General features: G+C 61.6%; 17 protein-coding genes and 1 tRNA gene. 5 read left to right on the top strand and 13 right to left on the bottom strand.

Translation table 11 applies throughout. The features are described 5' to 3' along the window. Positions 1–1,275: an amidohydrolase family protein gene (locus BH93_RS20175; protein WP_037175301.1), complete on the top strand. Its 1,275-nt coding sequence runs from the start codon at positions 1–3 to the stop codon at positions 1,273–1,275. A 13-nt stretch (positions 1,276–1,288) separates the two neighbouring features. Here BH93_RS20175 and BH93_RS20180 read toward each other — a convergent pair whose 3' ends face one another. After that, entirely contained in the window at positions 1,289–2,329 is a 1,041-nt protein-coding gene (locus BH93_RS20180; protein ID WP_037176744.1) for a zinc-dependent alcohol dehydrogenase, read from the bottom strand. Between the two features lie 194 nt (positions 2,330–2,523). Between BH93_RS20180 and BH93_RS20185 the strand changes: the two genes are divergently transcribed. After that, on the top strand, positions 2,524–3,474 hold the full coding sequence (locus BH93_RS20185) for an alpha/beta hydrolase (protein WP_037175303.1): 951 nt from the start codon (positions 2,524–2,526) through the stop codon (positions 3,472–3,474). Between the two features lie 184 nt (positions 3,475–3,658). Here BH93_RS20185 and dmpG read toward each other — a convergent pair whose 3' ends face one another. Together dmpG and BH93_RS20195 are read right to left on the bottom strand one after the other, a co-directional pair. Then, positions 3,659–4,705, bottom strand: a complete 1,047-nt coding sequence (dmpG, locus tag BH93_RS20190) for a 4-hydroxy-2-oxovalerate aldolase (RefSeq protein WP_037175305.1) — start codon at positions 4,703–4,705, stop codon at positions 3,659–3,661. Further along, positions 4,702–5,649: an acetaldehyde dehydrogenase (acetylating) gene (locus tag BH93_RS20195; RefSeq protein ID WP_037175306.1), complete on the bottom strand. Its 948-nt coding sequence runs from the start codon at positions 5,647–5,649 to the stop codon at positions 4,702–4,704. The genes dmpG and BH93_RS20195 overlap by 4 nt, the downstream gene beginning before the upstream one ends. Positions 5,650–5,993: 344 nt before the next feature. Between BH93_RS20195 and BH93_RS20200 the strand changes: the two genes are divergently transcribed. Next, complete coding sequence (locus BH93_RS20200) at positions 5,994–6,338, top strand: hypothetical protein (RefSeq protein WP_052065370.1); 345 nt, start codon at positions 5,994–5,996, stop codon at positions 6,336–6,338. Positions 6,339–6,495: 157 nt separating this feature from the next. On the opposite strand, the gene BH93_RS20205 is transcribed toward BH93_RS20200, so the two are convergent. Beyond that, the gene (locus BH93_RS20205) at positions 6,496–7,170 is read right to left on the bottom strand and encodes a TetR/AcrR family transcriptional regulator (RefSeq protein ID WP_080739144.1); all 675 of its coding nucleotides are present in this window, start codon (positions 7,168–7,170) and stop codon (positions 6,496–6,498) included. Between the two features lie 145 nt (positions 7,171–7,315). On the opposite strand from BH93_RS20205, the gene BH93_RS20210 reads away from it, so the two are divergent. Beyond that, the gene (locus BH93_RS20210; protein WP_037175308.1) at positions 7,316–8,773 is read left to right on the top strand and encodes an MFS transporter; all 1,458 of its coding nucleotides are present in this window, start codon (positions 7,316–7,318) and stop codon (positions 8,771–8,773) included. A gap of 75 nt (positions 8,774–8,848) precedes the next feature. Here BH93_RS20210 and BH93_RS20215 read toward each other — a convergent pair whose 3' ends face one another. The 7 genes from BH93_RS20215 to mftA all read right to left on the bottom strand — a co-directional run bounded on the left by BH93_RS20215 (position 8,849) and on the right by mftA (position 14,760). Continuing rightward, complete coding sequence (locus tag BH93_RS20215; RefSeq protein ID WP_052065734.1) at positions 8,849–10,096, bottom strand: DUF3500 domain-containing protein; 1,248 nt, start codon at positions 10,094–10,096, stop codon at positions 8,849–8,851. A gap of 123 nt (positions 10,097–10,219) precedes the next feature. After that, on the bottom strand, positions 10,220–10,600 hold the full coding sequence (locus tag BH93_RS20220; protein WP_080739145.1) for a WhiB family transcriptional regulator: 381 nt from the start codon (positions 10,598–10,600) through the stop codon (positions 10,220–10,222). A 72-nt stretch (positions 10,601–10,672) separates the two neighbouring features. Beyond that, positions 10,673–11,839: a pre-mycofactocin synthase MftD gene (gene mftD, locus BH93_RS20225; RefSeq protein WP_037175309.1), complete on the bottom strand. Its 1,167-nt coding sequence runs from the start codon at positions 11,837–11,839 to the stop codon at positions 10,673–10,675. A gap of 8 nt (positions 11,840–11,847) precedes the next feature. Further along, positions 11,848–13,029, bottom strand: coding sequence for a pre-mycofactocin synthase MftD (gene mftD / locus BH93_RS20230; RefSeq protein ID WP_165712794.1), 1,182 nt, complete (start codon positions 13,027–13,029; stop codon positions 11,848–11,850). Between the two features lie 8 nt (positions 13,030–13,037). After that, the gene (gene mftC / locus BH93_RS20235) at positions 13,038–14,261 is read right to left on the bottom strand and encodes a mycofactocin radical SAM maturase (RefSeq protein WP_037175311.1); all 1,224 of its coding nucleotides are present in this window, start codon (positions 14,259–14,261) and stop codon (positions 13,038–13,040) included. A 98-nt stretch (positions 14,262–14,359) separates the two neighbouring features. Beyond that, on the bottom strand, positions 14,360–14,644 hold the full coding sequence (gene mftB / locus BH93_RS20240; protein ID WP_037175312.1) for a mycofactocin biosynthesis chaperone MftB: 285 nt from the start codon (positions 14,642–14,644) through the stop codon (positions 14,360–14,362). Positions 14,645–14,646: 2 nt separating this feature from the next. After that, a complete protein-coding gene (gene mftA, locus BH93_RS20245) occupies positions 14,647–14,760 on the bottom strand; it encodes a mycofactocin precursor MftA (protein WP_080739146.1) in 114 nt (37 codons plus the stop codon). Between the two features lie 106 nt (positions 14,761–14,866). Between mftA and mftR the strand changes: the two genes are divergently transcribed. Further along, positions 14,867–15,472, top strand: a complete 606-nt coding sequence (gene mftR / locus BH93_RS20250) for a mycofactocin system transcriptional regulator (RefSeq protein WP_037175313.1) — start codon at positions 14,867–14,869, stop codon at positions 15,470–15,472. A gap of 269 nt (positions 15,473–15,741) precedes the next feature. Here mftR and BH93_RS20255 read toward each other — a convergent pair. Both BH93_RS20255 and BH93_RS20260 read right to left on the bottom strand, forming a co-directional pair. Then, positions 15,742–15,815, bottom strand: a tRNA-Leu gene (locus BH93_RS20255). A 44-nt stretch (positions 15,816–15,859) separates the two neighbouring features. After that, on the bottom strand, positions 15,860–17,311 hold the full coding sequence (locus BH93_RS20260) for a short-chain fatty acid transporter (RefSeq protein ID WP_037175315.1): 1,452 nt from the start codon (positions 17,309–17,311) through the stop codon (positions 15,860–15,862). Between the last annotated feature and the right edge of the window lie 72 nt (positions 17,312–17,383).

Here is a 17,383-nt window from a genome sequence, read left to right on the forward strand (position 1 = left end):
ATGTTCAAGGAATTCGTGGTTTCCGGTGATTCTCACATCATCGAGCCAGCAGACCTGTTCAAGACGAGGCTGCCGATTCACCTCCGAGATCGAGCACTCTGGGAGGAGGAATTCACTCTCGACGAACCGATTGTCCCCGGCGGACACACGGAATTCAAGAAGCTGCACACGATCGGGTTCGACGGTTGGACGATTTCCAAGTACCGCCAGCTGGGCGGCGAGACCCCGGACGGCGAACCCGAGCACATCATCCGAGATATGAACATCGACGGAGTCGACGCTTCGGTAATGTTCCCCAACCTGTCACTATTCGTCCTGTTCACCGACGACCATGAACTGTCGATGGCCCACTGCAGGGTCTACAACGACTGGATCGTCGAACGATACTTGCCGTACAACAAGCGTCTCCGGCCCACTGCTGCGATTCCGCTCACCGATATCCCCGAGGCCGTAGCCGAGATCGAACGCTGCGCGCGCATGGGCATTCAGGCTCTGCTCCTTCCGGAAATCCCCCCGATGCCTTACTGGGTGAAAGACTACGATCCAGTCTGGGCTACTGCGCAGGCGCACGGGCTCCCGGTGTTCTTTCACGTGGCCACCGGAGGGGTCAGTGTCAAGGAGAACGTCTCCGAAACCGCGACGACGGTCCGCGGCTTGATGACCGCCATGAATATGGGCAAGGGTCAGCTCACCGACGATATGGTGGCCGGTCGTACCATGGGCGGCGGCAACACTGCGTCTGCGAGTCCGCAGGAGATCATCGCGTCGCTGATCGGCGGCGGCGTGTGTGAACGGTTTCCCAACCTACATTTCAATCTCGTCGAGTTCGGCGCGGGCTGGTTGGTCTCCTACATGGGAATGATGGAGAAGTCCTGGCGTACCGGCATCGGTCAGGATGCCGACTGGTGGCTCGGATTCTGGGACGACTCGCGAGGCCCAAAGGATCAGCCCGCAATGGGCCGCCTGTTTGCCATCAATGCCAAATGGCCTCTGCCGCTGAGCCCGACCGAATACCTCCAGCGTCAGATTCACGTGCAGTTCGCCGACGATCCCACCGCCGTCAAGGCCCGCCACATCACGGGCATCTCCACGATCATCTGGGGCAACGACTACCCGCATGCCGAGGGTACTTTCCGCGGCAGCGAGGAGTGCGTTGCCTTCAACTTCGAGGGAGTCAACGATGAAGATCGTGCCGCCATTCTCGGCGGCACCCTGGCCGACATCGTCCACTTCGACAAGTCGAAGAAGCTGGTCGAATCTCCCGCGCAAGTATGAGGATTCGTGACTTTCAGAGACTGGCGGCAAGGTCTATGGTCTTCGGGAAGGTGACCACGACCTTGTCCGCCGCACCCGGTGTCCCCGCTGTGGTCAGTGCCTCACGCACGTCTGCAAAATCGAATGTGTGACTGACAATCACCGCGAATCGCTCCCAGTGCTCGGATATCTCGTCGGTGATCTGGAAGATCTCGTTCGGGTACCCCATCGCAGTGACGATGGTGATCTCGGCTCCCAGTAAGGCGCCGAAGTCCACCGGAACCGGCTTCTTGTGTACGGCAACAATTCCCAGAGTGGCGAACTGCTTTGCGTTGGCCACCACCGTATCCACGACAGAGGTCACACCCGCGGCATCGAGGTAGATGTCGGTTCCTACCCTGGGCCTACCCATGGCAGTAGTTCCCGGTCCGTGCAGCTCGAGTAGTCGCGCACCCACATCCTCGGTCCGTGAATCGATGACGGCATCCGCGCCGACAGCCAGGGCCTTCTCGAGTCTCGACGGAATGATGTCGACGACCACAACGTGTTCGACGCCGCTGAGCTTGTACCCGATAACGGCACCCAAACCGATCGGTCCCGCACCGAAGACGACGACTTTGTCGCCGTGGGAAGGCGAGGTTCGGTTGACTGCATGGCGCGCAACGGCCATCGGTTCGTTCAATGCCGCTACCTCCCAGGGCACTTCGGGTGAAATTTTGGCTAGATTCTTCCCAGCCTCCGCGTCCGACACCACCAGAAACTCGGACAGAGCGCCCTGCGGCCCACCGCTTCCAATCAACCCGGAACCCTCGGCAATCGGATTGATCACCACGTGGTCGCCGACCGCGAAGCCAATCACCTCGGATCCGACCTCGACGATTTCGCCTGCCGGTTCGTGCCCGAGAGGAGTGCAATGTTGGCGAGGAGGGATGCCACCGATGCTGATGTAGAACGAATCCGATCCACAAATTCCACACGCTCGGATCCGGACCAGAACGTCGGCGGGGGTGATGGTCGGACTGGCGACCTCTTCCACACCGACCGTGCCGACGCCTGTGACAAGAACGGATTTCATCTGATTTTCCTTCGGTCGATTGTATTTCGGTGACTCCAGTTTGTCCCGGTCGCCCGGATGCGTCATCATCCACGCGGACAGTTCGAGATACTGCGAACGCAGTAGAAGTTCGGCAGCGAGTCGGGTTGGGCTCGACTACTGTAAGAGTCTTCAGATGTTGGAATAAGCTTGAACGACTACAGAATTGACGACTCGTGACAGAATTCCAAGTGCGCCGCCCGGACGTTCGTGACTTTCTCTCCGCCTTGGAGGCCTCCCCGCCCCCACTCTTCACCGCCGACGTCGTGGCGATGATCCGCACGTTGCCGCCGGAGGCCATGGCAGGATCGGATCTGCCGGTAGGTGAGCTGGCAGTGATTAGCGATGCGGTAGCGCCAGGTCCGAAGGGGAACATCGCGCTGCGGTTGTTCGACGTCGAGGCCGAACGTGGTCCGGGGCCGGCAATCGTGTTTTTCCACGGCGGCGGTTTCGTGGTCGGGAGTATCGATACCCACGCCGCTCTCGCTGCGGAAGTAGCACGCTCGCTCGAACTGCCCGTGATCTCGGTCGACTACAGACTGGCACCCGAGCACCCGTGGCCCGCGGCACCCGACGATGCCGAAGCCACAGTGCGCTGGATTGCCGATGGCGGCATGGGAGGCATCGAAGCCACCGAGCTGATCTTGTTCGGTGACAGTGCAGGCGCGACCTTGTCGCTCATTACGTCGATGGCCTTGAGAGATCGGCCTGCCGCGATACCGATCAGCGCGCAGATCGCCCTGTACCCCGCCACGGATCCTCGGGCCCCGTACCCGTCAAAAATATCTTTCGCTGATGGCTACGGTCTACAGGCGGCCAATATGGCGCTGTACGAGGAGCATTACGCCTCCGACCCGACGCATTGGCGTGCGTCACCACTGCGAGGAATGAAAGACGGCCTACCTCCGACGCTGTTGGTCACTGCGGAACTGGATCCACTGCGAGACGAGGGCCGTGACTATGCCGCAGCATCCGTCCTGGCCGGAGTCCGGACCACCTTCCTCGAGATTCCGGGCACAATTCACGGGTTCGCGACTTACCGCCGGGCCATCCCATCGGCACAGGACGACCTGCGCGAAGTATTGGACCTGGCTCGGAGCCTGCTCGAAGAAGTCATTTCGATGTAGAGCAGGTCCCGAGGTCCGAGGTGTCAATACTGAATGTACGAGCCCGGACCGAAGTGCGGCCGTATCTGATAACCGTTCTGCCCTGGGCCACCGTCGCTTCCATGATCGCCCGCGTCCCGGGAAAGCGGCGCATCGCAATCCTCCTCGACGCTCCGACCGAACCGTTCGCTCTGTTCCAATGTGGTCAGCTCCGTTTGCCCAAGAGATCGAGCGCGATGTCGGTGATCAGATCTTCCTGTCCGCCGACCAGACCGCGCTCGCCCACCGCGAGAAGGATTGCCCTGGTATCCAATCCGTATTGCTCGGCAGCCGACTCTGCATGCCGCAAAAAGCTCGAGTAGACCCCCGCGTAGCCGAGCGTCAGCGTTTCGCGATCGACCTGCACCGGCCGGTCCTGCAGCGGGCGCACGATATCGTCGGCAGCGTCCTGCAGACCGAAGAGATCGCACCCGTGCTTCCACCCGTTCAGATCCGCAACGGCAACGAAGGGTTCGATCGGGCAGTTACCTGCACCGGCTCCGTGTCCCGCCAGAGACGCGTCGACCCGGGTCACGCCTTCCTCCACTGCCACCACCGAATTGGCGACCGACAGGGACAGATTCTGATGAGCGTGGATGCCGATCTGAGTCGAGGCGTCGAGCACGTCGCGGTACGCCCGGACTCGAGCTCGTACGCCGTTCATCGTAAGTCGCCCACCGGAATCGGTGACGTACACACAATGTGCACCATACGATTCCATCAGCTTCGCCTGCTCGGCCAGCTTCGCCGGTTCGGCAAGATGGCTCATCATCAAGAACCCGGACACATCCATACCGAGTTCGCGGGCCTTACCGATGTGCTGCGCCGCTACGTCCGCCTCCGTGCAGTGAGTGGCCACACGTACCGAGGTAACACCCATCGAGAAGGCTCGCTCGAGCTCCTTGACCGTACCCACACCAGGTAGCAGCAACGTGGTGAGCTTGGCGCGGTGTACCACCGCAGCCGCGGCTTCGATCCATTCCCAGTCGGTGTTGCTACCGGGGCCATAGGTCAAGCTGTGTCCCGCCAGCCCGTCACCGTGGGTCACCTCGATCGCGTCGACGCCAGCACTGTCGAGGGCACTGGCCACTCGCGCCACGTTCTCGGGTGTGATGCGATGACGCATCGCGTGCATGCCGTCGCGGAGCGTCACGTCCTGGATATACAGTGCGGCACCGTCCACAGCACTGGGACGAGAAATCGGATCGGTCATCGTGCTGCCTCCAGGGCCTTGTTCTCCGCGAGCTTCTCGGCGACTTGAAGGGCGGCCGAGGTCATGATGTCGAGATTGCCCGCGTAGGCAGGCAAATAATGTGCGGCACCTTCGACTTCGAGGAATACCGAAACCTTCCACAGGCCGGGCCCCTTCTCGATACCACCGGTGAGCGTTGCCACAGACTCCGCATCGTCGAGTTTCGTGAACTGCACCTCTTGCTTCAGGCGATAGCCGGGCACGTAGGTGGATACCTTGTCGACCATCTCCAGCACCGAACGGCGGATGGCATCTTGGTCGGGGTCGGTCACGAGAGCCAGCACCGTGTCACGCATGATGAGCGGGGGCTCGGCAGGATTGAGCACAATGATGGCCTTCCCGTGTTCAGCCCCGCCGACCTGTTCGATTGCTTCCGAAGTAGTTTCGGTGAATTCGTCGATGTTCGCGCGCGTCCCCGGCCCTGCCGACCTCGACGCGATGGAAGCGACTATCTCTGCGTAGTGCACCGAAGTCACGGACGAAATCGCCGCGACGATCGGAATGGTCGCCTGCCCCCCACACGTCACCATGTTGACATCGGGCGCGTCGAGATGCGCCTCCAGGTTGACCGCCGGAACCACGTACGGTCCGATGGCTGCCGGTGTCAGATCGATCAACCGCTTCCCGAACGGACGAAGTGCAGCCTCGTTCGCGACGTGTGCTTTCGCGGAGGTGGAGTCGAAGATTATGTCTATATCGGCGAAGTCCGGATGATCGATCAGCCCCTGCACGCCCGAATCGACGGTGCTGATTCCCATTCGACGCGCACGCGCGAGTCCGTCCGACCCCGGATCGATACCTACCAGCACGGCGATCTCGACGTGCTGGGCAACGCGCTTCAGCTTTATCACCAGATCGGTACCGATGTTGCCCGATCCGATAACTGCAACCTTCGTACGACTCATGTTGTCCTACCTTCGATTCGAATTCGCGTGCAAGCGGACGGCTCCGGAGCGGCGGCCGCTATCGACGACGGATCTACATGCTCGGTCATTGTCGAGACGGTATTGGCAATGAAGGCCTCGCCACAGTGTCTGTCCCATGTGCCGGGACAGCATTGATACGGAACCTCGCGACACGATGCGTCCAGGAATTCCTCGTACCCGCTCGTTCTCACCGATAGTCAACGGACCTCCCAGTACTGCGCCGGGCGTACTCGCGACAGGTTCGGATGGACGACGACGAACCCAACCCGATTGGGCAGGCTCATACCTGTCGAATCAAGCAGTCCGAATGAAAAGGAACAAAAATGAAAACACAGCGAAAGTACACATTCCGTACGACGGTCATCGCTTGTCTCATCGGCGTGATCGGAGCAGCCGGCGCTGCTACCGCTTCGGCGGACACGCTAGAGAACTTCGCCACCAAGACGTCCGACGGCGCGTACTGCATCCTGACCAACAACGAAGGGGATGTCACCTACCTGTACTCGCGGGCCGATTGCGCGGACGAACAGCAGCGGATCAATGCGGAGCAACGCCGGGAGGAGCGTCGAGACGAACGTCGAGACGAACGAAAGCGAGATCGGCTCGACCCCATGAATGCGAACAAGGGCACCGAAAGGTCACCGTCTGCGGACAACGATCATGATTAGATCCGCCAGTGTGTCGCGATACTCGGACGCTACGGGTTCGGTGCTGACTTCGGCACGAATCGTCTTCCAGTCGGAATGCTCCCGTCTCGAGGCAGGCAAGGTAGCCGTCGTTCGCAGAGTCTCATCTCGCACGCAATGCGATCACGCCACCATCGGCCTATGTAGATCGAAACTGAGGGTTTTGCAGCATTGGGGCAGCGGTCCTGTCTGAGACCTGTGCGCACCAGAGACCTACGACAGCGTCGACGAGGTCGACGGCAAACGTGCTCCATGACGTTGCCCCGTCGACGCAGTTCTCACTCAACGCTCGTTCTCGTTCTGCGCACATGTGCACGATGAGATGACTGGCCATCTCGCTACGAGAACGCTGCACAGTGACCGGTAGACCGGCAACGCAGCTTCGGAGCCCCTGCAGTGTCGCCCGCATGGAAGGAGACGACAGCGCGATCGTCGAAACAGCGAGACGTAGCGTGGGGTCGGTCATCACCTGCGCACTGAATCGCGCATACGAGGAATCCGGCCCAAGCGCCTCGAGATGCTGGACATACGGAAAAACCAGGCACCCGACCCACTCACGCGTGTCCGTCAAATCGTCGATTGCGTTCAACTGAACCTCGCGACGACTTTCGACCTCTTCGCTATGTCTTCGAAAGACGGCCGTGACGAGGTCGGTCTTCGTTCCGAAGTGGTACCCGACTGCCGATATGTTGCGTTGGCCCGCAGCCTCGCTGACTTGGCGATTGGATACCGCAAATACTCCTTGCTCGGCAAAGAGCTTCTCGGCCGCGGCCAAGATGCGGTCACGCGTTTCGGACGAACGGGCGGCGTGCATGCTCACCGCGTACGTCTCCTCACATTCCGTGGTCAGTTGCGCGCATCACACTACAGCGCCTGCAGTTGACAGTACAAATCAGGTGACTTAACTTTCATTAAATCAATCGAATTAATTCTCAGTGATATGACTTCTCGGAGGAACGATGTCCAGCTCTAGAGCCGGAGCCGATACGGCCAATTCCAGTAGCACCAACATCATCGTGGCAGTACTCGCGTTTGCGGGAATCGTCGTCGCCCTGATGCAAACCCTGGTCATTCCTTTGATCCCCCAGCTACCCGCACTCCTCGACACATCAGCGTCCAATACCGCATGGGTAGTGACAGCAACGTTGCTGGCAGGCGCGGTCGCAGTACCCGTGATGGGTCGTCTCGGAGACATGTTCGGCAAACGCCGACTGCTTCTACTGGGGCTCGCACTCCTAGTAGCAGGTTCGATCATCGGCGCGCTCAGCAGTAGCATCGTTCCGCTTGTCGTCGGACGTTCGCTCCAGGGCTTGGCCGCCGGCGTGATTCCGCTGGGAATCAGCGTCATGCGCGATGTGCTGCCCGTCGATAAGCTCGCCGGATCCGTCGCCATGATGAGTGCGTCGCTCGGAGTGGGTGGAGCGTTGGGTCTGCCCGCCGCGGCCCTGATCGCCGAATACGCGAACTGGCACTTCCTCTTCTGGACGTCCGCCGCCCTCGGCGTTGTTGTCATCGGTCTGGTGCTCGCCACCGTGCCCGAATCCGAAGTCCGCACCGGCGGCAGCTTCGACTTTCCCGGAGCTGCGTCTCTTTCGGTTGCGCTGGTTACCCTGTTGCTCGCAATCTCCAAGGGCTCGAGTTGGGGGTGGTCGAGCACTCTCACACTGGCGATGCTTGCCGCATCGGCCGCTGCGTTCGCGTTCTGGACCTGGTGGGAGCTGCGCACCCCGCTCCCACTCGTCGATATCCGTGTCACCACCGGCCGTCAGGTTCTCTTCACCAACCTCGCATCGATCTCCATTGGTTTCGCATTGTTCGCGATGAGTCTCGTCTTCCCACAGGTCCTTCAACTTCCGGACACCACGGGCTACGGCCTGGGACAGTCGATTCTCGCCGCAGGTCTCGTAATGGCACCGTCCGGGATCATCATGATGCTTGTTGCGCCCGTATCGGCGCGGATCACCACCTCCAAGGGCCCAAAGACGACTCTCATGATGGGCGCGCTCGTCATCGCGGCCGGCTACCTGATCGGCGTCGTCACCCTGAGCGCGGTATGGCAGCTGGTCGTGATCTCGATAGTTATCGGAGCCGGAATCGGCCTCGCCTACGGTGCTATGCCCGCTCTCATCATGGGTGCCGTGCCCCCCTCCGAGACCGGAGCCGCGAACAGCTTCAACACGCTGATGCGTTCTCTCGGAACATCGTTCGCGAGTGCGGTCGCGGGCGTGATACTCGCGCAGATGACCATCTCGACCGGGGGTACGTCCGTTCCGTCGGAGGCCGCATTCCATGTCACCATGGCGGTCGCGGCCGGTGCAGCCATCCTGGCATTCGTCCTCGCTGCCTGCATCCCACGGTTCGTAAAGCAGGGAACCATGACGGTCGGCACTGTCGAATCCGCCACTGTCGCGCACTGACCGGCCACCACGTGCCAGCTGTCGGTGCTGCTCTCACCCCGTGTCCCGGGGTAAGAGCAGCACCGTTGCGAGGAATCAAGCCGGGGGTGTCATCACACCGGATCCACCTGCGCCGCCGCCCATTTGTGCTGCGCCTTGCACAGCGCTGCCCGCGTAGTCGTTCGTCGGATCGCGGTAGATCGTGTGGATGTGCCCCCATCCGGCCGTGACATAGCCGGCGACATCGGTGCCGGTCGAGGACTGCTGGTTGGCGAACTCGATGTACACATCGGGCCCCGTGATCTGGAAATAGATGCCGCTGCCTTGTGTCATGTCGTACGTAGTCGCACCGGACCAGTTCACAAAGGTCTCGTCCAACGAAGCTTCGATCTTGGAGAGAGCGGCGGCATCGGTCTCGGTATCGGACATCCCGGCCCATTTCGCGATCAGATCCATGAGCAGCTGTTTCTGTTCGTCGTTCAAATCCGAGCCTGATATACCCGTTCCTGTCGGGAAGTCACATGTGCCTCCGGGAGCGCACACGAGATCGCCGACGGTCTCGCCCTGGTACAGCGTGGACCTCTGCTCCTCCGTCAAACTGTCGTAGAAGGCGAACGCAGCCGTGTAGATGCCGTCGAACGGTTGCACTTCGTTACCGTCCACGTCGGTGTAAACCGCAGGTTGAGCACCCAGATGTGTCGGGGCGAAGGTGATCGAGTTGTCGTTACCGTCGAGGGTGGCATTGATTCCGAGATGGTGGCCGCCGAATTGGACCTCCCATGCGCCCGAATCGGACGGATCGCCGAAGAACGCAATAAAATACTGCCCCAACGAAATCTGTTCGGTGTTGGGCGCGTTGTCACGCAAGAACTCGTCCCCACCCATGATGCCACTCACCGTCGCATAGGCCTCGTCACTGAGTAGTCCTCGAAGTACGGCCAACGCAGCAGCTTGCTGTTCCTCCGTCAGGTCGGCAAGGTCCAGCCCAGCTCGATCGACGATCGTCACCGGGAAGTTCGACCACGACGTCGTCTTGATTTCGTCGTCGAATGCATATGAAACCTGTTCGCGTTGCTCGTCCGACAGCGTGTTCAAGAACGCCTGGGCGGCATCGGCGGTGGCCGCGATGGTGTCGGCCGTGGTGGTCGTATCGGCGGACGCTCCGTCAAGCGTGGCGCCACTCGAGGGTGAGGCACTTACTTGTGTCGAAACCGCCATAGCCGAATTGGTAGTCGTATCGTCAGCACAGCCGGCCAGCACCAAACCCCCGACCAGAACGAGGGATGCCAACGCTGTCCGTGCCCGAGCTGCGGCACGGCCTTTGCCACTATTGGAGATCATCATGATGATGACTTTAGGCAGCAAGTCTGGCAACTCCCTGGAACAAACCTGACAGAAACCTGGACGTTCGGTGGGAGCAACTCGAGCACAATGATGTGAATTCGGAACTGCCGAGGCATCGAACCACTAGCGGCGCGCGCGTCGCCCCGGCGGAGTCGCTCCGGGCGAGAGCCGGAGGTCGACCGTCCGGCATGGCCGAGATGCATCGTCCTGCGGCCGGGCGACATCCGAAGAGTTACTCAACACGAAAAACCTCTCCGCTGCCGACAAGCCTCCCCGAATACCGTACGGTTCACGAAATTCCATCGCGTAGCGTCGGCACGGATCCCTCACCGGGCACAGCGCACAATGTTCTTTCGGCACCATTTCGATTCGTCGTAGCGCTGCGCCCCGCGTTCCCTGCGGTGTAGAGAACGTCTCGACGGGCTCGGTGCGGCACCGTGCTTCGAGCTGCAACTCCCAGTGCTCGGATTCCGGGATCGGCAGCCTTGGTGCGGGCTGGCGCACGGTGGTCCTATGGCAGCGAGCTGACCGCCAAACTAGATGCCGGATATGTCTTTACGTACATTTATAAATCTACTATCGACTGAAAGCTGGCGGTACGACGACGTCGGTGGGTCCGAGGGTGTGCACCGATGCATGTCCCAAGCCGAGCATCGTCGAGTCCAGGCCGCCGCGCAGAATGTCGAGGACGTTCTCCACGCCGGCTTGACCGTTCGCCGCCAGCCCCCACAGATACGCACGCCCGATCAGTACCGCCCGTGCACCGAGAGCGAGTGCTTTCGCCACGTCACTGCCGCGGCGGATACCGCCGTCGAGGGTGATCTCGACCTGATTCCCCACCGCGTGGGCAATCGCAGGCAACACCCGGATCGAGGCCGGGGAACCGTCCAGATTGTTTCCCCCGTGATTGGACACCGAGATCGCGGTGGCACCCGCGTCGACGGCCCGGAGTGCGTCGTCGACCCGCGAAATGCCCTTGAGCATGAACGGCCCGTCCCACTGCTCACGTAACCAGGCGATGTCCTCCCACGACGGCAGAGGGGTGGACTTCCACTCCCGGTACGCCGCGAAGAACGTCGGCGCAGGCCCACCGGGCGGAGCGAGATTCGGGGCCGTCAGATCCGGGAACGCACCCGACCGTGCCCACCGAGCCAGCCACCGCGGCCGCGCCAGCACTTCCGGTGCCAACCGCAGCATCGCCCTCGCATCGAGGCGTTCCGGTATCACCGGACTCCCCCAATCGCGGCCCTCCGAGAACGACCAGTCCATCGTCACGATCAACCCGACCGCACCCGCACCGCGCGCGCGATCGAGCATGTGCCCCAACAACTCTCGTGAACCCACCCAGTGAAGCTGAAAGAGCGTCCGCGGATTCGCCGCGACGACGTCCTCGATGGGTTTGCTCGCGAACAACGACAACCCCATCGAAATGCCCCGCGCCGCCGCCGCTCTCGCCACCGCGACCTCGCCGCCCGGGTGTACTGCCTGCACACCCGTCGGCGAGATCATCACGGGAAACGAAAGAGACTGTCCCATCAGTGTTGTCGACAACTCACGGCGGTCCGACAGTCCTGCCACATGCGGGGCGAACCCGAGCTCAGCGAACGCAGCCGTATTGTCGCCTGCGGTGATTCCCCGCTCCGAACCTGCGACTAGTGCGGCGTACACCGACTTCGGGAGTCGCTTCTTCGCACGGCGTTGTGCTTCGGCAACGCTCTCGAACCAGCTCGATCTGTCGTACACGGGGTTCGCTAGTCGACGCCGAGTCTGCGGTCGAATCCGAGCGGCATGACCACGTCCGAGGGCGAGAGGTCGTGGACCGACGTATGCCCGAGCCCGAGAACAGCGGAATCGACTCCGCCGCGCAGGATGTCGAGCACGTTCTCCACCCCTGCTTGACCGTTCGCCGACAGACCCCACAGATATGCCCGCCCGATCAACACCGCCCGCGCACCCAACGCGAGCGCCTTCAACACGTCGCTGCCGCGCCGGATACCGCCGTCGAGGGTGATCTCGACCTGATCACCGACGGCCTCGGCGATCGCAGGCAGAGCCCGGATCGGTGCCGGAGTGCCGTCGAGATTGTTGCCGCCATGATTGGACACCGAAATCGCGGTTACGCCTGCATCGACAGCCCGCTTCGCGTCGTCGACCCGCATCACGCCCTTGAGCATGAACGGCCCGCCCCACTGCTCACGCAGCCACGCCACGTCCTCCCACGTCGGCAACGGAGTCCCCATCCACTCCCCGTACGCGCCGAAGAACGTCGGAGCCGGACCGCCCGTCGGCGGGGTCAGGTTCGGGGTCGTCAAATCAGGGATTTTTCCGGTCTTGGCGAACTCCCACAACCACTTCGGTCGCATGATGCCCTCCGGCGCGAACTGAACCATCGCTTTGAGGTCCATCTTCTCCGGGATCGACGGAGAGCCCCAATCGCGGCCGTTCGAGAACGACCAATCCAACGTCATGATCAACCCCACCGCACCTGCAGCGCGGGCCCGCTCCATCCGCTGCAACAAGATCTCACGCGAACCCACCCAGTACATCTGGAAGAACGTCTGCGGATTCACCGCCGCGACCTCCTCGACGGACTTGCTCGCGAACGAGGACAGGCCGATCGGAATCCCGCGCGCTGCAGCAGCTCTCGCGACAGCCACCTCACCGTCCGGGTGCACCGCCTGCACACCCGTCGGCGAAATCATCACCGGGAACGACAGCGTCTGCCCCATCACCGTCGTCGACAGATCACGTTTGTCCGACAACCCCGCCACATGCGGGGCGAAACCCAACTCGCCGAACGCCGCCATGTTGTCGTCGATCGTCAACCCACGCTCCGAGCCTGCCACCAACGCGGCGTACACGGACTTCGGTAGACGTTTCTTCGCACGCCGCTGCGCTTCGGCAACGGTCTCGAACCACTCACTCTTCGCCATCAGCGTTCCTATTCCATTCCAGCGAGCGGGTTCTCGTCGCAGATCTTCGCCGGTGGACGCATCATCAACGTGAGCGGCACCGACTTACGGGGGGTCTTGCGCTGCCCGGTACGCGAATGATCGACACTCGACTTCGGGATCTCCCCCGCCGCCGTCAACGCCATCTCACCGTTACCGATCACGCATTCGGGATCCGGGCCGTCCATGGGCAGGCCGGTGAAGAATTTCGCCGCCATGCATCCACCGCGGCACGAATCGAAATGGGCGCACTTGGTGCATGCGCCGGAGGTCTGCGGAGACCGCAACTCCTGGAACAACTCCGATGTCTGCCAGACCGATTGGAACCCACCCATTCCGTCTTTGGCGTCTCGGACGATGTTGCCTGCGAGGAAGTTCTCGTGAATGGCGAAGGGGCACGCGTACACGTCGCCGATCGGGTCGATCAGGCACACCACCCGTCCCGCGCCGCACAGGTTCAGCCCGGGCAGAGCGTCACCGAACGCCGACAGGTGGAAGAACGAATCCCCCGTCAACACACCCTCACCGTTCGCGACGAGCCAGTTGTAGAGCTCGCGCTGCTGACCGGCCGTCGGGTGCAGATCGTCCCAGACATCCGCGCCGCGACCCGACGGCCGCAGACGCGTGATACGCAGTGTCGCAGCGTATTTGTCGGCCAACGCTTTGAAGTCGTCGAGCTGACTCACGTTGTGTCGGGTGACGACGACGGAGATCTTCGCGTCCCGGAACCCCGCCTCCTTCAAGTTCTCCAGAGCCCGGCACGCCATGTCGAACGAACCCGGCCCGCGGACCGCATCGTTGACCTCCGCCGTCGCGCCATCGATGGAAATCTGCACATCGACATAATCCGACGCCGCCAACCGCGCTGCGACCTTCTTGTCGATCTTGACCCCGTTGGTGGAGAACTTCACCCCCACCTGATGCGCCGTCGCGTAATCGACCAGCTCCCAGAAGTCCGAGCGCACCGTCGGCTCACCGCCACCGATATTGACGTAGAACACCTGCATCTTCTGCAACTCGTCGATGATCGACTTGCACTGCTCGGTACTGAGCTCACGCGGATCACGGCGACCCGACGATGACAGGCAGTGCACGCACGACAGATTGCAGGCGTAGGTCAGCTCCCACGTCAGACAGATCGGCGCGTCGAGTCCGAGTTCGAACTGATCGACCAGTTTTCCTACCGGAGCCGGTCTTTCGAGGGTGGAAGTCATGGGCAGTCCTCATTCAAGATTTCAGGAGTGATGTTCGACGAGGCTGCGTCGGACAGGGCGCGACCGAACCGTCGGAGGGCTCGTTGCAGCCAGGGAAATTAGCGCGTGGTGATCATCCGCGAGTCGGCCAGCGTGGCAAACGCCTTTACGTACGGCCCCATCCCCGATTCCGAGATACCTGCGGCCGCGATCGCGGCGCGCATGCTCGGGTGATCGGGAAACGACTCGATGATCGCTACGATCGTGCGGTTCTTCAGAAAGGAGAGCTTGCGTGTTCCGAAGTGGTAGAGCAACGCCCCGAACGACTCTGGACGCAGCGCCACCTGCGGATGTAATGCCCACCGCACATCCAGATCAAGCGCATCCTGCAGTGCAGCAGTCATGATCAGTACACGCCGCACATGCCGTCGATGGATACTTCTTCGACCAACGACTCTTCGACCAGATCGGATTCGACGACGGCGGTACCGACCACAGGGTTCTCGTTGTTCTTCGACATCGGGATACCTCCAGAAGTAGTTAAGGACCACAATCGGACCCGATAGTGGCTCACATCACGATAATAATGGCACTGAGTGCATAAAGCTAGAGTTCGGAGAAGAAAAATGGCTTCAGGCACCACACCGTCGAAACCCATGGGTCGGCGACCGTCCACGACGCGAGGACAACTGAGCGACCTCGGCATCGAACTGTTCACCTCGAAAGGGTTCGACGAAACCAGCATCGATGACATAGCCGACGCAGCAGGCATCGCGCGCCGAACGTTCTTCCGTTATTTCCCGTCCAAGAACGCCGTGCCGTGGGGAGACTTCGACACTCAGCTGGCAGCTCTGAGGGCACACTTGAACGGCCTGCCGGACGACATCGGTCTCGCCGACGCTCTGAAATCGGCATTGTTGCAATTCAATACATTCCCCCCAGAGGAAGCCGCAGTTCACCGGCAACGGATGTCGCTGATTCTGGGAAACGCTGCCCTTCAGAGCTACTCGATGGTGATGTACGAGGGGTGGCGAGCCGTCATTGCGGACTACGTCGCCGCTCGCACGAATTGCACGCCGGCCGATCACCTACCGCGCACCGTCGGATGGATCCTTCTCGGCATCGCAATTTCGGCATACGAGCAGTGGCTGGCAAACGGGGAGTCGAGTCTGGTCGAGCTCCTAGGTGAGGGAACCAGCATCCTCCACGTCGGCCTCGACGGTTCGGCCTGAAGGTAAAATTTGACCCGGTCGGACTCGTGCCGCTTCTCGCCCAGCAACATCTATACGATCGCAGCGTTTGGGACCGATCACAGTCTGCGCACGGTCAGCCATTCGCGCGCGCGAGCTGCCGGGGCTGCTTAGAGACGAGACCCAACTCAGCAGATCTAAAGTCCGCCGTCTCGGTTGTCCACTCAAATCCGTGGGAATCCACCGACATCCACGCTACCACCCGAAAAGCACTGTCCTGGTCCACAAATCTGGATCCATATGGACTCCAGTGCCCCCAGTCGGACTCGAACCGACACTGTGCGGATTTTAAGTCCGCTGCCTCTGCCAATTGGGCTATAGGGGCCACCGCTGGAGTCGCGCTCCAGCGGTGACGATCATATCGGGCTGCTACTGCGCCGGGATGACCGGCGGCACGAAGTCGAAGGTCATACCGAGGAGCCACACGAGCAGCAGGACCACCGGGAAGTGAAAGATGAACTGCAGGAACGTGAATCCGATCAAGTCTCGCGCTCGCAGGCCTAGAACCGCCAGCAGAGGCAGCATGAAGAACGGGTTGATCAGGTTCGGCAGCGCCTCGGCGACGTTGTAGATCTGGACGGTCCAGCCGAGGTTCATCTGCACATCGGTGGCCGACTGCATCACGTACGGCGCTTCGACGAGCCACTTGCCGCCACCGGAGGGGACGAACAATCCGAGCACGACGGTGTACACGGCGATGACCACGGCGAATCCGCCGCCACTCCCGATGTCGGTGAAGAAATTCGCGAGGTGCTCGGAGATCGTGACGCCTCCCCTGCCCTCCGCCTTGGTCAGCATGGCTGCCATAGCCGCGTACAGCGGAAACTGCACCAGGATGCCTGCTGTGGCCGGGACTGCCTTGCTGACCGAATCGAGGAAGCGCCGCGGAGTGCCGTGCAGAACGAGCCCGAGCATCAGGAAGACCAACAAGTACCCGTTGAGGCTGCTGACCACCGACAGCACTGGCAGCGTCAGCAGTTGGGAGACAAGCCATCCCAGAGTCATCGCGCCGGCGAACAGCGGAAGAATTCTGCTGTACTCGAGCCACTCCCCTGGTCGACTGCGCGGAGCAGGCTCGGACACGGTGTCGTCCAAACTGACGTTCATGTCCTCGGCGGTTTTGATGGCCGCGCCCTTGGGTGCCGAGAAATGCGCGATGGCCACGGTGAGGACGATGATGATCACACACATCAGCAGCGACTGCCACGTGAAAATCGTGGTTCCGAAATCGAGTACTCCGGTGACCGAAAGCAGTGTCGCCGGAAGCGATTTCGCCGTCGCCTGCAGCTGCGCAGCCGAGGACGACATTCCGAGTGCCCAGACCGCTCCGAGTCCCATGAATGCCGCAGCCCCGAGTGCTCGGTAGTCCGTTCGCAGATCGTCACGGCGCGCGATGGCACGGGCCAGTAGACCGGCGAACACCAGGCTCAATCCCCAGTTGAGGAACGAGACCGAGCAAGACAGTAGTGCCACGAAACTGACTGCGCTACTGGAATTCTTGGGCACCTGCGCCAATCGGGTGATCAATCTGGCGACCGGTGGAGATGTGGCCACGACGTAGCCGGTGAGAACGACCATGGCCATCTGCAGCGTGAAGGCGGTCAGATCCCAGAACCCGTTTCCGAATGCGTCGACCACATTCTGCGGAGACGACCCGTTGACGAAGGCAGCGACGGCAACGACCACCACGCCCACGAGGGCGAAGATGTACGCGTCGGGAAACCACTTCTCGGTTCCCTTGGCGAGCGTTTGCGCTACTCGCGCCAGCCCTTTCTCGGCCGGCGCCTGGTTGGCCGGAGCCTGTTCGGCGGGTGACGTCATCGGTGGTCCTCACCTCGAAGGGAGCCGTGACGTGGGCCACAGCACCTAACAGGCTTCACCGGAATATGCAGC

The sequence above is a fragment of the Rhodococcoides fascians A25f genome (assembly GCF_000760935.2).
Classification (GTDB): domain Bacteria; phylum Actinomycetota; class Actinomycetes; order Mycobacteriales; family Mycobacteriaceae; genus Rhodococcoides.

Coding starts and splice junctions, on each gene's coding strand:
- mftB (WP_037175312.1), bottom strand. CDS start 14,644: ATGACTGCTGCACTGCAGGATGCGCTTGATCTGGATGTGCGGTGGGCA.
- BH93_RS20205 (WP_080739144.1), bottom strand. CDS start 7,170: ATGCACGCCGCCCGTTCGTCCGAAACGCGTGACCGCATCTTGGCCGCG.
- BH93_RS20260 (WP_037175315.1), bottom strand. CDS start 17,311: ATGACGTCACCCGCCGAACAGGCTCCGGCCAACCAGGCGCCGGCCGAG.
- BH93_RS20200 (WP_052065370.1), top strand. CDS start 5,994: ATGAAAACACAGCGAAAGTACACATTCCGTACGACGGTCATCGCTTGT.
- mftA (WP_080739146.1), bottom strand. CDS start 14,760: ATGTCGAAGAACAACGAGAACCCTGTGGTCGGTACCGCCGTCGTCGAA.
- BH93_RS20210 (WP_037175308.1), top strand. CDS start 7,316: ATGTCCAGCTCTAGAGCCGGAGCCGATACGGCCAATTCCAGTAGCACC.
- BH93_RS20175 (WP_037175301.1), top strand. CDS start 1: ATGTTCAAGGAATTCGTGGTTTCCGGTGATTCTCACATCATCGAGCCA.
- mftR (WP_037175313.1), top strand. CDS start 14,867: ATGGCTTCAGGCACCACACCGTCGAAACCCATGGGTCGGCGACCGTCC.
- BH93_RS20180 (WP_037176744.1), bottom strand. CDS start 2,329: ATGAAATCCGTTCTTGTCACAGGCGTCGGCACGGTCGGTGTGGAAGAG.
- BH93_RS20215 (WP_052065734.1), bottom strand. CDS start 10,096: ATGATGATCTCCAATAGTGGCAAAGGCCGTGCCGCAGCTCGGGCACGG.
- BH93_RS20195 (WP_037175306.1), bottom strand. CDS start 5,649: ATGAGTCGTACGAAGGTTGCAGTTATCGGATCGGGCAACATCGGTACC.
- mftD (WP_165712794.1), bottom strand. CDS start 13,029: ATGGCGAAGAGTGAGTGGTTCGAGACCGTTGCCGAAGCGCAGCGGCGT.
- dmpG (WP_037175305.1), bottom strand. CDS start 4,705: ATGACCGATCCGATTTCTCGTCCCAGTGCTGTGGACGGTGCCGCACTG.
- mftC (WP_037175311.1), bottom strand. CDS start 14,261: ATGACTTCCACCCTCGAAAGACCGGCTCCGGTAGGAAAACTGGTCGAT.